Annotated in this window: 17 protein-coding genes; 3 read left to right on the forward strand and 14 right to left on the reverse strand. The window is 65.9% G+C overall.

Features of this window, described 5'->3' with window-relative positions; all coding sequences use genetic code 11:
* The first annotated feature begins 75 nt into the window (after positions 1-75).
* Positions 76-672, forward strand: coding sequence for a TetR/AcrR family transcriptional regulator (locus ABUA28_RS02085; protein WP_349902277.1), 597 nt, complete (start codon positions 76-78; stop codon positions 670-672).
* Here ABUA28_RS02085 and ABUA28_RS02090 read toward each other — a convergent pair.
* From ABUA28_RS02090 to ABUA28_RS02145, 12 genes are all read right to left on the reverse strand, one after another.
* Positions 661-1,095: a RidA family protein gene (locus tag ABUA28_RS02090; RefSeq protein WP_349902278.1), complete on the reverse strand. Its 435-nt coding sequence runs from the start codon at positions 1,093-1,095 to the stop codon at positions 661-663. The two genes, ABUA28_RS02085 and ABUA28_RS02090, sit on opposite strands and share 12 nt — an antisense overlap.
* A gap of 18 nt (positions 1,096-1,113) precedes the next feature.
* Positions 1,114-1,542 carry a RidA family protein gene (locus tag ABUA28_RS02095; protein WP_349902279.1) on the reverse strand — a complete coding sequence of 143 codons (429 nt, stop codon included), beginning with the start codon at positions 1,540-1,542 and terminating at the stop codon, positions 1,114-1,116.
* A 48-nt stretch (positions 1,543-1,590) separates the two neighbouring features.
* Positions 1,591-2,022, reverse strand: a complete 432-nt coding sequence (locus tag ABUA28_RS02100) for a RidA family protein (RefSeq protein ID WP_349902280.1) — start codon at positions 2,020-2,022, stop codon at positions 1,591-1,593.
* 30 nt (positions 2,023-2,052) lie between these two features.
* Positions 2,053-2,760, reverse strand: a complete 708-nt coding sequence (locus ABUA28_RS02105) for an ABC transporter ATP-binding protein (protein ID WP_349902281.1) — start codon at positions 2,758-2,760, stop codon at positions 2,053-2,055.
* A 2-nt stretch (positions 2,761-2,762) separates the two neighbouring features.
* Entirely contained in the window at positions 2,763-3,551 is a 789-nt protein-coding gene (locus ABUA28_RS02110) for an ABC transporter ATP-binding protein (protein ID WP_349902282.1), read from the reverse strand.
* 5 nt (positions 3,552-3,556) lie between these two features.
* Positions 3,557-4,795 (reverse strand): ABC transporter substrate-binding protein, encoded by a 1,239-nt coding sequence (locus ABUA28_RS02115; RefSeq protein WP_349902283.1) that lies wholly within the window; start codon positions 4,793-4,795, stop codon positions 3,557-3,559.
* 62 nt (positions 4,796-4,857) lie between these two features.
* Complete coding sequence (locus tag ABUA28_RS02120) at positions 4,858-5,865, reverse strand: branched-chain amino acid ABC transporter permease (protein ID WP_349902284.1); 1,008 nt, start codon at positions 5,863-5,865, stop codon at positions 4,858-4,860.
* Entirely contained in the window at positions 5,862-6,728 is an 867-nt protein-coding gene (locus tag ABUA28_RS02125) for a branched-chain amino acid ABC transporter permease (RefSeq protein ID WP_349902285.1), read from the reverse strand. The genes ABUA28_RS02120 and ABUA28_RS02125 overlap by 4 nt, the downstream gene beginning before the upstream one ends.
* A gap of 255 nt (positions 6,729-6,983) precedes the next feature.
* Positions 6,984-8,003 (reverse strand): 23S rRNA (guanosine(2251)-2'-O)-methyltransferase RlmB, encoded by a 1,020-nt coding sequence (gene rlmB, locus ABUA28_RS02130; RefSeq protein ID WP_349902286.1) that lies wholly within the window; start codon positions 8,001-8,003, stop codon positions 6,984-6,986.
* On the reverse strand, positions 8,000-9,430 hold the full coding sequence (gene cysS / locus ABUA28_RS02135) for a cysteine--tRNA ligase (protein ID WP_349902287.1): 1,431 nt from the start codon (positions 9,428-9,430) through the stop codon (positions 8,000-8,002). Before cysS ends, rlmB begins: the two co-directional genes overlap by 4 nt.
* Positions 9,431-9,439: 9 nt before the next feature.
* Entirely contained in the window at positions 9,440-10,606 is a 1,167-nt protein-coding gene (gene ispD / locus ABUA28_RS02140; protein ID WP_349902689.1) for a 2-C-methyl-D-erythritol 4-phosphate cytidylyltransferase, read from the reverse strand.
* Entirely contained in the window at positions 10,607-11,089 is a 483-nt protein-coding gene (locus tag ABUA28_RS02145; protein ID WP_349902288.1) for a CarD family transcriptional regulator, read from the reverse strand.
* 165 nt (positions 11,090-11,254) lie between these two features.
* On the opposite strand from ABUA28_RS02145, the gene ABUA28_RS02150 reads away from it, so the two are divergent.
* Positions 11,255-11,755, forward strand: a complete 501-nt coding sequence (locus tag ABUA28_RS02150) for a hypothetical protein (protein ID WP_349902289.1) — start codon at positions 11,255-11,257, stop codon at positions 11,753-11,755.
* 17 nt (positions 11,756-11,772) lie between these two features.
* Here ABUA28_RS02150 and ABUA28_RS02155 read toward each other — a convergent pair whose 3' ends face one another.
* Together ABUA28_RS02155 and ABUA28_RS02160 are read right to left on the reverse strand one after the other, a co-directional pair.
* A complete protein-coding gene (locus tag ABUA28_RS02155) occupies positions 11,773-12,453 on the reverse strand; it encodes a response regulator transcription factor (RefSeq protein WP_349902290.1) in 681 nt (226 codons plus the stop codon).
* Positions 12,450-13,604, reverse strand: coding sequence for a sensor histidine kinase (locus tag ABUA28_RS02160; protein ID WP_349902291.1), 1,155 nt, complete (start codon positions 13,602-13,604; stop codon positions 12,450-12,452). The genes ABUA28_RS02155 and ABUA28_RS02160 overlap by 4 nt, the downstream gene beginning before the upstream one ends.
* Positions 13,605-13,774: 170 nt before the next feature.
* On the opposite strand from ABUA28_RS02160, the gene phoU reads away from it, so the two are divergent.
* Positions 13,775-14,428 carry a phosphate signaling complex protein PhoU gene (gene phoU, locus ABUA28_RS02165; RefSeq protein WP_349902292.1) on the forward strand — a complete coding sequence of 218 codons (654 nt, stop codon included), beginning with the start codon at positions 13,775-13,777 and terminating at the stop codon, positions 14,426-14,428.
* Positions 14,429-14,474: the final 46 nt, after the last annotated feature.

Consider the following 14,474-nt stretch of genomic DNA (forward strand, 5'->3'; position numbering starts at 1 on the left):
GGTCGCGCCAACTGTTTTTGTCTACAGTTGGAGAAATGTTGATGACGAGACCGCAGATGGGACGGCAACCCGATCGTGTCTAGGCAGGCCAATCACGACCAGCGCCGGACTCAGATCATCGAGGCCACCTGGCGCATCATCGCGCGCGGCGGATTCGCGGCGGCCACGATGCGCGAGATCGCCGCGGAGGCCGGGTTCGCCAATGGCGGCCTCAAGCACTACTTCACGAACAAGGACGAACTGCTCGCCGCGGCGTTCCAGCGCACCTTCTACCGCATCAACGAGCGTGCGGCACTCACGGTCGGCGACAAGAAGGGTCTCGACGCCATCCGCTGCCTCTGCCTGGAGATGCTGCCGCTCGATGAGGAGCGCACCGTCGAGTCCAGGGTCACCGTCGCCTTCTGGGACCGTACCTCGGTCAACACACAGCTCATGAAGATCCACGCGGACTCGTACGCGATCTGGCGGCACTGGATGCAGCAGCACCTTGAGCTCGCGCGGGCGGCGTCGCTCCTGCCCACCGAGCTGAGCAACGACGAGATCGTCGACCAGATCCTCTGCGTCGCCGCAGGGCTGAAGGTGATGACACTCCCCGACCCGAAGACCGCCTACGTGGTCGACCAGGTCGGGGTACTCGATGCGCTGCTGGGGCGCATCGCCCTAGGGGTGTAGCGGTCCAGCCACGATCACGTCGTACTGCAGGCGCGCGCCGGGTGCGACAAAGTTGTCGACCTGCACCATCGTGTTCGCCGGAAACCATCTCGTGCCCCCGAAGAACTCGCCCATGACCGAATGCACCGCATCCGCCTCACGCATGTCCTTCAGGAACTCGAGCACCTTGACGACGTTCTGCCAACCCAACCCGTGACTGGCGAGCAGGTCCGAGAGGTTCTGGAAGGTCATCCGCGCCTGCTCACGGATGTCGTCGGGCAGCACGGCGTCTTCGCGGCTGAGCGGCTGGCGGTGGTACGTGGGGATCGGCCCGATGTCCGAGAGGAAGTAGAGCTTCGTCGGACCGCTCACCTTCACGGCCGGCGCGTAGGGCAGCCAGTGTGCCTTGCTCGGATCGAGCTGAATGGTCTCAATGCTGGTCATGGTTCTTCGCTTTCTGAATCAGTCGTCGGACTTGGCCGCGATGACGTCGATCTCAAGTCGCGCGCCGGGAGCGCTCAGGCTGTTGATGGCCACAGAGGAGGATGCGGGCTTCCAGTTCGAGCCCGCAAAGAACTCGGTGATGACCTCCTGCACCGCGTCGTGTTCCCGGATGTCCGTGAGGAACTGCGTGAACTTCACGACGTTGTGCCAGGCGAGACCGTTGAACTTCAGGATCTCGTCGAAGGTGACGAGGATGCGCCTGGTCTGCTCCCTGATGTCGTCAGGGACGATGCACTCCTCGTCGATGTGCGGATGCATGTGGTACAGCGGGATCGCCGTCGCACCGGACATGAAGAACAGGGTGTCGGTGTTCGACACCGAGATGCCCGGTGGGTACTGCAGCTCGCTCGCGCGAGAAGGATCTGAATGTACGGGTGCAATGGCCATGGAAGCCACCTCTCTCTGAAGAAGCTGTTTCGAAGCGGGCGCGGTTGCTCAGTCGATCGCCCGTGCGGCGATGACGTCGAGTTCGAACCTGGCCCCCGGCGCACTCAGCGTGTTGACACCGATCATGGTGTCTGCCGGGTACCAGTTCATGCCCGTGAGGAACTCGCCCATGGTCGCGTGGATGAGGTCGGCGTCGCGCATGTCGGTGAGGAACTCGTAGACGTGGATGACGTTCTTCCAGGTCAGGCCGTTGAACTCCAGCACCTCCAGAATCGTGCGCATCACCCGCCTCGTCTGCTCCTGGATGTCGTCGGGCAGCACACACTCCTCATCGATGTGAGGGTGCATGTGGTACAGCGGGATCGCGGTCGCCCCCGACAGGAAGAAGTACTCCGAGTTCGCCGGCACCTTGATCGCGGGTGCGTAGGGCAGCCAGTGTGCCTTGCTCGGATCGAGCTGGATCAGTTCCAGTTCAGCCATTTGTGGTTCCTCTCTTTGACAGCGCGGTGGTCATAGACCAAGGTGTGTGTGGATGGGAGCCGGATCGGCGGCCAGCAGCTCGGACCCTCCGGTCCAGGCGACACGGCCGTCCTCGCCCAGGATGATGACGCGGTCACTCAGTGACAGCGCGAGGTCGACGTTCTGCTCTGCCACGAGCACCGAGAGACCGGTCCTGCGCAGCTCCTGCAGCCTGTCCTCGATGACCCTCAGCACGGCGGGCGCGAGACCCTCAGACGGCTCGTCCATGATGAGCACCCTCGGGTTCGTCATCAAGGCACGACCGATGGCGAGCATCTGCTGCTCACCACCGGAGAGCGTCTGCGCGTAGGACTTCACGCGCTCCTCGAGCCTCGGGAAGAAGGAGAACACGCGCTCGACCGTCCACGGATCGTCCGCCGTCTTGTTCTGGCGCACCACGGCGAGGTTCTCGAGAACGGTCAGGCTGCCGAAGACGTGGCGGCCCTGTGGCACGAGGCCGATCCCGGCCCGGGCGACGTCGTGCTTCGACAGCGAGCGCAGGTCGACGCCATCCAGGTCGATACCGCCGGCCGTGATGGTCGGCGGCGTGAGGCCGCAGATCGCGCGCACCAGGGTGGTCTTGCCCATCCCGTTGCGCCCGAGCAGGGCGACGGATTCCCCGCCTCCGATCGTGAAGCCGATCCCGTTGAGCACGTGCGAGGTCTCGTACCCGACGTGCAGCTCCGTGATTGTCAGCATCGTCACTCCCTTCGCCCGAGGTAGCAGGCCTGCACGGCGGGGTTCGCCCGGATCTCGTCGGGGGCGCCGTAGGCGAGCGGGGTTCCGTTGTCGAGGCACAGCACGCGATCCACGAGTTCGAGCGCGAGCGTCATGTCGTGCTCGATGAGCAGGAAGGTGATGTCCTTCGGCAGGTTCTCGAGCAGCGCGCGCAGCACCCGCCGTTCGGATGCCGAGAGCCCCGCCGCGGGCTCGTCCAGCAGGATGAGCTTCGGCTTCACGACGATCGCCATCGCGATCTCGAGCTGGCGCTTCTCCCCGTGCGACAGGCTGGACACGGTGTCTTTCGCGCGCCCGTCCAGGCCGACCTGGGCCAGCGCATCCGCTGCCCGTTCGGCGTAGGCATCGTTCTGCCCGAGCGGGCGCCAGAAGCGATGGCTCGTCGGAGTGTTCACCTGCGCGGCGATACGAACGTTGTCGATCACCGTGAGGGTCGGGAAGAGGTTGGAGACCTGGAAGGTGCGCGAGACGCCGCGCATCGCGCGTGCCCTCTCGCTCACCCTCGTCACGTCGTCGCCGAAGAGGGTTATCGTGCCTTCCGTCGCGGCAAACTCGCCCGCGATGACCCTGAACAGGGTGGTCTTCCCCGCCCCATTCGGCCCAATGACGGCAAGCCGCCCGCCGGTGGGAAGGACGAAGCTCACACCGTCGACCGCGGTGAGCCCACCAAACTTCTTGGTGACGCCGTCGAGAATCAGGGCCGCCCCCTCGTTCCCGAGTTCAGAACCCGGGAACGAGGCGACGGATGGCATGGTTGTCATTTTCCGGTGAAGCTCTGCGAGTAGGACGGCTGCTTCAGGAACTCGGCCGGGTCGTACGTCCAGAACTGGCTCACGTTGTCGTAGGTCTTGTCGACCACGTTCCACAGCTTGCCGTCGTCGCGCTTCTCGACGTGGCGGATGACCATCGGGCCGACCATGTCGTTGTATTCGTCGAACTTCACGTCGCCGTAGACACTGCCCGAGAGATCGAGTGCCTTGATCGCGTCGACCAGGGCGGTTCCCGTGGGCTTCTTGGTGGCATCCTTCAGCGCCTTGGCGAGCATGTCCGCGGTCGCGTACATCCCCATCGCGTAGCTGGAGGGGATGACTCCGTACTTCTTCTCGAAGTCCTTCACGAACTTCTCGGTCTGGGGAAGCGTGGTGCCCTCCGCGTAGTAGTGCACGGACTTGACCCCGAGCGCGATGTCACCGACGTCCTGCAGGATCGCCTGGTCTGTCGCGCAGCAGTTGTTGAGAATCGGCATGCTCTTCAACAGCCCGAAGTCGGATGCCGACCTCAGGAAGTTGGAGCTGTCCGGTCCGCCCGCGGTCGCCACGAATGCCATGTCGGCACCGGAGCTCTTCAGCTGGCTGACGTAGGTGCTCATGTCTGTGGCGTCCGCCGGGTACCAATACTGCTTGGTCACCGTGCCGCCCGCATCCGTGAACGCGCTGGCGAAGCCACCACAGTTCTCCCAGCCGAAGGCATAGTCGACGCACAGCGTTGCCGCGGTCTTGTAGCCCTCATCGAAGGCCCACTTGCCACCCGGATAGGTGGTCTGGCTGCCCGCGTATGCTCCGGTGCGGAGCACGAGCGGGTTCTTGCTGCGCTGGGTGAGGTCGTCTGCCGCGGTCTGCGCCAGGTTGACGACGCCCTCCTTCGCGAGATAGCTCCCGACGGCGAGCGACACGTTGGCGAGCACCGGGCCGACAACGGCGTCGACGTGCTCCTCCGTGACGAGTCGCTGCGCCTTGCTCAAGCCGGTGTCTGCGCTGCTGGCGGTGTCTTCCATGACGGTCTTGACCGTGAACTTTCCGGCCTTGGTGCCGTGCTCTTCCCAGTACAGGTCCCAGCCCTGCTGCATGTCGGTTCCGACAGCGGCGACGAAGCCGGTCATGGGGGTGAGCAGGCCGACGGTGAAGGTGTCGCTCGAGGCCGCGGCACCATCCGATCCGTCCGCGTCGAGGTTTCCGGAGGGAGCGCATCCCGACAGTGCGAGCGCTGCCGCGGCCATAACTGCTACCGCGCCGAAACGTAGGCGATGTGCTGTAGTGCGTGAGTGCATTGCCGTGCCTTTCATTGGTGCGTCGTTGGTGTCTGTACTTTTTCATCGCGAGCAACGCTGCTCGTGATTGCGGAATCCTTGGGCGATCTGCGCCGTCGGAACCGGGCTGTGAGCTGTCGTATCCCGCCGTCCAGACCCTGCGGGGCGAAGATGACGACGATGATGAACAGGGCGCCGAGGATCATCGGCCAGCGGTCGACATAGGTGCTCAGCACCTGCTCGATCGAGACGACGAGGGCCGCACCGAGGAGCGGACCGAAGAGTGTTCCGATGCCGCCGATGATGACCATGACCATGACCATCGCCGACTTGTCGAAACCGCCGGCCGACGGACTGATGAACTCGAACTGCCAGACGGTGAGCACCCCCGCGATACCCGCGACAATCCCGGAGAGGAACACCGCGACGAACTTGTAGTTCGGAACGTTGTAGCCGAGGCTGCGCATGCGCGTCTCACTGTCCCTGATCCCGCGCATCGCCAACCCGAATGGCGAGCGCGAGGTGATGACCAGGGCGATGGTCACGATCACGAACACGGCCAGGACGAAGAAGTAGAACTGCCAGTACGACGCGAGTCCTGCCGGCCTGGAGATTCCGGTCAGTCCGTTGTCTCCACCGGTCACGGAGGACCAGCGGAAGGCGATGCCGTAGCAGACCATGCCTGCGGCGAGGGTGACCATGAGGAAGAAGATGCCGCGGGTGCGCATCGAGATGAGGCCGTAGATGACGCTCGTCACGACGGTGAGGATGGCGGCGACGAGAAGCTGGCCGCCGAGGTCGTATCCCTGCCTGGACGCCCAGGCGAGACCGTAGCCCGCGGCGGCCGCGATGCCGGCGTGCCCGAGCGACACCAGGTTCGCATCCCCCGCAAGCATGTTGATGCTCGAGGCGAGGATCGCGGAGATGAAGACGATGCTGATGAGCGAGACGTAGTAGCTGCTGATCATGTACGGGAGCGCGACGAGGATGGCGAGCGCGACCAGGATCGCAGACAGCTTGCCGACGGTGGCGCGTTTCATGCTGTCCTCCCGAAGAGTCCGTTGGGACGCAGCACCAGCACGAGGGCCATGGGCGCGAAGATCGTGAAGTACGAGAAGTCGGGCAGCCAGGCCTTGGCGAAGGCGTCGATGAGTCCGATGAGAATTGCGCCCACCGCTGCACCCTTGATGCTTCCGAGGCCGCCGATGATCACGACGACGAGGGCGAAGAGCAGGATGTCTGTGCCAGACCCCGGCGTGAGGCTGAGCAGTCCGCTGCCGATCGCTCCGGCGAATCCGGCGAGTGCCGCCCCGAACAGGAACACCGCCGTGAACACCCTGTCGATGTTGATGCCCATTGCGCTGGCCATCTCCCGGTTGTCGACGCCGGCGCGGATGATCGCGCCGACCTTCGAGTGCTTCTGGAGCACGAACAGGGCCACGGCGATCACGATCGTGAGTGCGATGATCGCGAGTCGATACTGCGGATAGACGAACTCGCCGATCGTGATCGCACCGGAGGGTGCGCCGTTGCCCGAACTCACCGAGCGCGGGTGTCCGCCGAACAGGGCGAGGATGAGGTCGGCGATCACGATCATCACGCCGACGGTGACGAGCACCTCCGGCATCTCGCGCCCCCGCACCCTGCGGAGCAGTGCCCGCTCGGTGAGAAGTCCGGTTCCCGCGGCAACCGCGGTGCCCGCGAGTGCTCCGATCCAGAAGTTGTGCGTGGTGCTCACGGTGACCACGGCGACGTACGCGCCGAGCACGTAGAAGGCGCCGTGTGCGAGGTTGGCGATCTGCATGAGGCCGAAGGTGAGGGTGAAGCCGCTCGCCACGAGAAAGAGAAGGGCACCGAAGCTCAGGCCGTTGAGGGCCTGTTGGAGCACAAATACAGGATCCACAGAACCTCCTCGTTCGATGTCGTGCTAGCTTCGGCGGTGAGCGGGATGCGACGGCCCAAGTTGTTTCTACAGTTGTAGACACTTTGGCGAGGACTGTCAATACCCGACACGGAATGCATGCGATTCGTTATGCGCATGAGCGTACGCAACGGTCACCTCAGAACCGGCTCGCGAGATGCCAGTTGTGGGGGTCATTCCGCGCGAATGACCCCCACAACTGGCATCTCGAGGTGCGCTCCAGAGGAGCGTGGCGGGCTACTTCGCGGCTCGGCGCGAGGCGATCTCGTAGAGCGTGACGCTCGCGGCGATACCTGCGTTGAGGGACTCCGTCGATGAGCTGATCGGGATGGAGACGATCGCGTCACAGGTCTCGGTCACGAGGCGAGACAGGCCCTTGCCCTCGCTGCCGACCACCACGACGAGCGGCTCCGTCGCCCAGCTGAGTCCGGGCAGCGAGACATCCCCGCCGCCGTCCAGGCCGAGCACGAACACGCCGCGCTCCTTGAGCGCCTTGAGCGACTGGGTGAGGTTCGGCGCCATCGCCACGGGCGTGCGGGCCGCGGCTCCTGCGGAGGTCTTCCACGCGGCGGCGGTGAGTCCGACCGAGCGGCGCTGCGGCACGATCACGCCCTGGCCGCCGAAGGCCGCGGTCGAGCGGATGATCGCGCCGAGGTTGCGCGGGTCGGTCACGCCGTCGAGTGCCACGAGCAGCGGCACCTGGCCGCGCGAGAGCACCCGGTCGAGAAGCTCGTTCGGGTGGATGTAGTCGTACGGCGGCACCTTGAGCGCGAGCCCCTGGTGCACAGAGTCGAAGCCGGCCAGCCGGTCGAGTTCCGGACGCATGACCTCGAGGATGGGCAGGCCGCGCTTGGTCGCGATCGACATGACCTCCTTCACCCGGTCGTCGTACTCGATGCGGGTCGCAATGTAGAGAGCGGTCGCCGGGATGTTCGCGCGGAGGGCCTCCAGCACGGAATTGCGCCCCGTCACGACCTCCACGTCATCCGTCTGCCTGGGCTTGCTCGTGCGCTGCGGTCGCTGCGGAGCGCCGGAACCCGACCCACCGCGCGACGGACGCTGGCCGCCGGCCGCGACGAAGCGCTCCTGCGCGGCCTTGCGCTTGCCCGCTGGGTGGTACGGCCGATCCTCCGCCCTGGGCGTGGGCTTCTTGCCCTCGAGCGCCTGCTTGCCCTGGCCGCCCGACCCCACCTGCGGGCCCTTGCGGCCCTTGCGTACGGCGCCAGCGCGCGGCTTGTTCGCTCCGGATGACTTCATGATTCCAAGCTCCAATGAGGGCCGGTCGGGGTGTCTTCGATCTGGATGCCCGCGGCAGCCAGTTCATCGCGGATGCGGTCTGCTGCGGCGAAGTCGCGGCTCCTGCGCGCACCCTCGCGATCCTCGACAAGCTTCTCCACGAGCGTGCCGAGGGCGACGCTGGCCGGGTCGGTTGTCACGTGGTGCCACTCCGGCGCGTGCGGATTGATGCCGAGGACCTCGGTCATCGCGGTGACCTCGCCGCGCACCTGAGCCGCCTCGCCCAGGTCCTCGGCGTCGAGCGCCGCGTTGCCCGCGCGAACCCGCTCGTGGAGCACGGCGAGCGCCTGCGGCACGGCCAGGTCGTCATCCATCGCCTCGGCGAACTCGACGGGAACGCGCTCCGCTCCGCTGCCGGAGAACCGGGTTCCGGCGAGGCGCCGGTCGGCACGGGCGAGGAACACCTCGATGCGTTCGAGCGCGGCCTCGGCCTCGATCAGGGCACCGTCGTGGTAGTCGATCGTGGAGCGATAGTGAGCGGCGCCGAGGTAGTAGCGCACGACCAGGGGACGCGCCTTGTTCAGGAACTCCGCGGCGAAGATCGAGTTGCCGAGCGACTTCGACATCTTCTGCCCGTTGACGTTCACGAGGCCGTTGTGCACCCAGTAGTTGGCGAACCCGTCGCCCGCCGCGCTCGACTGGGCGAGCTCGTTCTCGTGGTGTGGGAAGCGCAGGTCGAGGCCGCCACCGTGGATGTCGAAGTGCGGCCCGAGATAGCGCGACGACATCGCGGAGCACTCAATGTGCCATCCCGGGCGCCCGGCGCCCCACGGCGAGTTCCAGGCCGCGGACTCCGGCTCGCCTGGCTTGCGGCCCTTCCACAGCGCGAAATCGCGGGGGTCCCGCTTGCCGCGCGGGTCGGCATCCGCGGCCGGTGCCATGTCGTCGGGCTTCTGCCGCGTGAGCTCTCCGTAGCTCGGCCAGCTCTTCGTGTCGAAGTAGACGTCGCCCGAGTCGTCCGCGGCGGGATAGGCGTGGCCCTGGTCGATCAGTCGCTGGATGATCTCCTGCATCTGCCCAATGCTCGCGGTGGCCCGGGGCTCATAGGTGGGCGGCAGGATTCCGAGCCTGTTGTACCCGGCGGTGAACTCGAGCTCGTAGCGGTAGGCGAGCGCCCACCACTGCTCGCGCTCGCCCTTCGAGGCGCCGCGCGCGTTGTCGAGGATCTTGTCATCGATGTCGGTGACGTTGCGCACGAGGGTGACGTCGAAACCGCGGTAGCTGAGCCAGCGTCGCCACTGGTCGTAGACGAGTGCAGAACGCAGATGACCGATGTGCGGGGACGACTGCACCGTGGGCCCGCAGACATAGATGCCCACCTCGCCGGGCACGATCGGCACGAAGTCGGCCAGCGCCTGGGTTCTGGAGTCGTAGAGGCGTACAGTCACCGGCTAAGCCTACCGATCACGACGCAGCAAGGCGGTCGCCATGACGGCGACTCCCTCGCCTGCACCCGTGAAACCCAGGCCATCGGATGTCGTACCCGCCACGCTCACGGCCGCCCCGATAATGACGCTCAGTTTCTGCTCGAGCTCCGTGCGTCGCGCGGCGATCTTCGGGCGCACGCCGATGAGCTGCACCGCGACGTTGCCGATCGAGTATCCGGCCCCGCGCACGAGGCGCGCGGTCTCCTCGAGGAACACCTCGCCGTGTGCCCCGGCGAAGCGCGGATCGTCGATGCCGAAGCGGCTGCCGAGGTCACCGAGCCCCGCGGCGGACAACAGAGCGTCGCAGATCGCGTGGCTGAGCGCATCCCCGTCGCTGTGCCCCGAGAGGCCCGGCTCGTCCGGCCAGTAGAGACAGCCGAGCCACAGCGGCGCGCTCTCATCGAAGGCGTGCACGTCGATGCCGATGCCGGTTCTGTTCGGCTGTGCTCCCACGATGCCCTCCGCCCTGCGCAGGTCGCCCGCGGTCGTGATCTTGAACGCGAGCTCGTCACCGTCGATGACGGAGACCGGATGCCCGGCCGCGGCGAACACGGCGGCGTCGTCGGGGAAATCTTCCGCGGCCATCGCGTACGCAGCCACGAGTTGCTCGCGAGGAAACCCCTGCGGCGTCTGCACTGCGACGAGGCCTGAGCGATCGAGCGTGCGTTCGATACGGCCATCGGCATCCGTCTGTTTGATCGTGTCGCTGACCGCGAGCACCGGGATCACCCCGGCCCGCGTCTGAATGACTGCCGCGATGACCTCGTCGAAGAGCGAGGCGGGTGTGAGGGCGCGTGCCGCGTCGTGCACGAGCACCGTCTCGACCGTCTGGGCGAGCGCCGCGATGCCCGCGGCGACGGAGCGCTGCCTGGTGCCTCCACCAGCGACGATGACACAGCCCTCAGCGGCACCGCTCGACCCCACGATTCGCCTGGCGGCATCGAGCTTGTCGCGGGGCACCACGACGACGAGCTGCGCGGGCTCGGCCATGCCGGAGATTCCCCGCAGCGCATGTGCGAGCACCGGCAGTTCGCCGAGCTGCACGAACGCCTTCGGTTCGCCCGCTCCCAGTCGCGTACCGCTTCCGGCCGCGACGACGATGACGCCGACGGTGGGAATCGTGGCGGGCTCGCTAATTCAGGAGGCCAAGACCTCGTCGAGGACGCTGGATGCCTTCTCCTCGTCGGTCTTCTCGGCGAGAGCGAGCTCGGAGATCAGGATCTGGCGAGCCTTGGCCAGCATGCGCTTCTCACCGGCGGAGAGGCCGCGGTCCTGATCGCGACGCCAGAGGTCACGAACGACTTCGGAGACCTTGATGACATCGCCGGAGGCGAGCTTCTCGAGGTTCGCCTTGTAGCGACGGGACCAGTTGGTCGGCTCCTCGGTGAACGGCGCGCGAAGCACCTCGAAGACCTTGTCGAGGCCCTCTTTGCCGATCACGTCACGCACACCGACGAGGTCGACGTTCTCCGCTGGTACCTCGATGGTCAGGTCGCCCTGGGTCACGTTGAGCTTGAGGTAGAGTTTCTCCTCGCCCTTGATGGTCCTGGTCTTGACTTCGGTGATTGTGGCTGCGCCGTGGTGGGGGTATACGACGGTTTCGCCGACCTCAAAAAGCATTGATGGGCTCCGTTCAGTGGCCTCCAGTTTACCACAGGGAGTTCCGAGTAAGGGTGCCCTTACCTTGGGCTGGGCTGTGATGGTCGGTAGGCTAAACTCACAGCAGGTTTCCGCGGACACACGCCGCGAGCTCGAAACCGCATTTCTTTGGTTCTGGAGGGTTCTGTGAGAGCACGTCGTGCGGCATCCGTAGTCCTGGCAGCCGCAGTGCTGCTGAGCACGGCGGGGTGCACATTCTTCGCACCGCAAACCACGCTCAAGCCGTACGACCCGAGCGACGGCGTGAACACGCAGATCGGCGACGTCTACATCCGCAACGTGCTGCTGCTCGCCGGCGAGAGCGGCGACGTGAGCCTGCTCGCCAACGTCGTGAACGAGACAGACAACGGCGTGAACGTCACCTTCCAGTACCAGGGCAAAGACAGCGATGGCGTGAGCGGCAAGGTCGACGACGCCGTCTTCGCGAATCCCGGCAAGACCGCGAGCGTCGGTGGCCACGGCGATCCGCAGCTCGTGCTGAGCGGTGCGGAGGCAACGCCGGGCACCCTGTTCCCGATCTTCGTGCAGTACGGCGACCAGACGGGCAAGCAGTTGCTGGTTCCCGTGCTCGACGGCACGCTGAAGCCCTACGACGAACTGCTGCCGTCACCGCAGCCCACCGACTGAGGTAGCCCGCTGGTCTGTCAGGCCTCGAAGCGGTAGCCGAGCCCTCGCACCGTCACGAGCATGACCGGCTCAGACGGCTGCTCCTCGATGCGTGAACGAATGCGCTTGATGTGCACGTCGAGCGTCTTGGTGTCGCCGAAGTAGTCGGCGCCCCACACGCGATCGATCAGCTGGCCGCGCGTGAGCACCCTGCCCGCGTTTCGCACGAGAAACTCCAGCAGCTCATATTCCTTGAGGGGCATCGAGATCTCTTCTCCGCGCACGGACACAGTGTGGCGCTCAAGGTCCATGCGCACCTGGCCGGCGGTGATCACTGGGCTGCCGTCGTCATCCGGCTCGACCCTGCGGCGCAATACGGCCCGCATCCGCGCGAGCAGTTCCCTCGTGGAGTACGGCTTGGTCACGTAGTCATCCGCGCCGAGCTCGAGGCCGACGACGATGTCGACCTCGCTGTCCTTGGCGGTCAGCATGATGATCGGCACCTGCGACTGCGCGCGGATCTCGCGGCACACCTCCGTGCCCGGGATGCCCGGGAGCATGAGGTCGAGCAGCACGAGGTCTGTCCCGTGCCGCTCGAAGGCGCGGAGAGCAGACGGGCCGTCCTTCGCGACCTTGACCTCGTACCCCTCACGCTCGAGCAGGAACGCGAGCGGCTCGCTCAGCGACTTCTCGTCTTCGACGATCAGCACGCGGGTCATGGGGCCTCCTCGGGCGATGGGACACGTGCACGGGATGTCTCGGGCAGTCGAATGGTGAAGGTCGAGCCGCTCCCGGCCTGCGACCACACCCTGACCTCTCCCCCGTGGTTCTGCACGACATGCTTGACGATGCTCAGGCCGAGGCCGGAGCCTCCGCTGTGCCTCGAGCGCGCGGGGTCGACTCGATAGAAGCGCTCGAAGACCCGCTCCGTCTCGTCTTCGGGGATGCCCGGGCCCTGGTCGGTGACGGCGATCTCGACGATCCCGTCGACGCTGCTCACCCCTATGCCGACGCGGGAATGTTTCGGTGAGTACTGGACGGCATTGGCGATGAGATTGTGCACCGCGACCACGAGAAGCGGCTCGTCGCCATACACCTGCGCCCCCGCGTCTCCCCCGCTGACCAGGTGCACCTTGTTCGATTCCGCGAGCACCTGGTTCTGGTCGACGGCCTGGGCGATGACCTCGTCGATCTCCACGACATCCGGCTTGGTGAGCGCGTCCTCCGCCTGCAGCCTCGACAACTCGATGATCTCCTGCGTGATCCCGGCGAGGCGCTCAGACTCCTTGGTGAGTCGCTTGGCGAACTTCTTCACCTGTTTCGGATCATCAGATGCGGCTTGCAGCGCCTCGGCGAGCAGTCCGACCGCGCCGATAGGGGTCTTCAACTCGTGACTGATATTGGCCACGAAGTCCCGGCGCACGGCATCCAGTCGGTAGGCCTCCGTGCGGTCTTCCGCAAGAAGCAGCACGTAGCGTGAGCCGAGACGGGCCGCGCGAACGAAGAGGTAGATGCTCGCCTCGCCGAACGGGCCGCGGGAGAGTTCGAGTTCCCGGGTGACCGACTCTCCGTTACGGCGCACCCGGTCCGCGAGATCGACCAGTACGTGATGCACGAGTCGCTGGTCCCAGACCAGACCGAAGGCGAGTGCGCCCGGCGAGGCCTTCACGACGTTGTTGGACGGGTCGAGCACGATGCCGCCGGAGTCGAGCGCGTCGATCACCTCGTCGACGCCGTCCGGAACGGCCGTGCTCACGACATCCGCGGCTCGCTGGCCGCTCCTCGCCGAGGCGATGACGATGCCCACGATCCCGGCACCGGCAGCGAAGCCCACGACGAGCGCGAGCGGCACGAGCCAGGCGGTGTCCATAGCGACTAGATTAGTTTCAACTCCCGGCCCGCCAGGCAGCACGCCGCGATATCGCCGCAGGGTGGCTCGTTGTTCAACAGACGATCACCTGCCGTTAACCTTCGCGGGGCAGCATGGCCCGGACTGGTCGACGTGACATCGACCGTGATCTGCCTATTCGAGAGGGATGCATGCGCGAGGTATTTCAACAGGAGCTGCGCGAGGTTCAGGAGCGCCTGGTCGAGATCTCCGGACTCGTCTCGATCTCCATCGAGAACGCGACGCGGGCGTTCAACGAGTCGAACGTGTCGCTGGCGGAGACCGTCATCGCCGACGACGACAAGATCGACGAGCTCACGGTGAGTCTCGACGAACTCGCGATCGACATCCTCGCGAGGCAGCAGCCGGTGGCGCGTGACCTGCGCATCGTGGTGAGCGCGCTGCGCATCTCCGCCTCGCTCGAGCGGATGGGAGACATGGCTGAGCACATCGCGCAGCTCGCCCGCTATCGCTTCCCGGAGAAGGTCGTGCCGAAGGGGCTGCGCAGCACCTTCAAAGACATGGGTGGCCTCGACGTGGAGATCTCGCAGAAGCTCACGGAACTCCTGCAGACCGAAGACGTGCGCCTCGCGGAGGAGATCCGCAACGACGACGACAAGATCGACGCGCTGCACCTGAGCGTGTTCGACAAGGTGCTCGGCGAGACCTGGAAGGGCGGGACGGTCGACACCGTGGACGCGACCCTCGCCTCCCGCTATCACGAGCGGTTCGCGGATCACGCGGTCTCCATCGCGAAGAAGGTGCAGTACCTGGCAACGGGTGACTGGATCCCCGCCGACGACTGAGTCGGCCCCCACTCCGATGAGGTCTGGCGAACTGCTGCTCCCGGCC

The sequence above is a fragment of the Parafrigoribacterium humi genome, from assembly GCF_040227205.1.
GTDB lineage: Bacteria > Actinomycetota > Actinomycetes > Actinomycetales > Microbacteriaceae > Parafrigoribacterium_A > Parafrigoribacterium_A humi.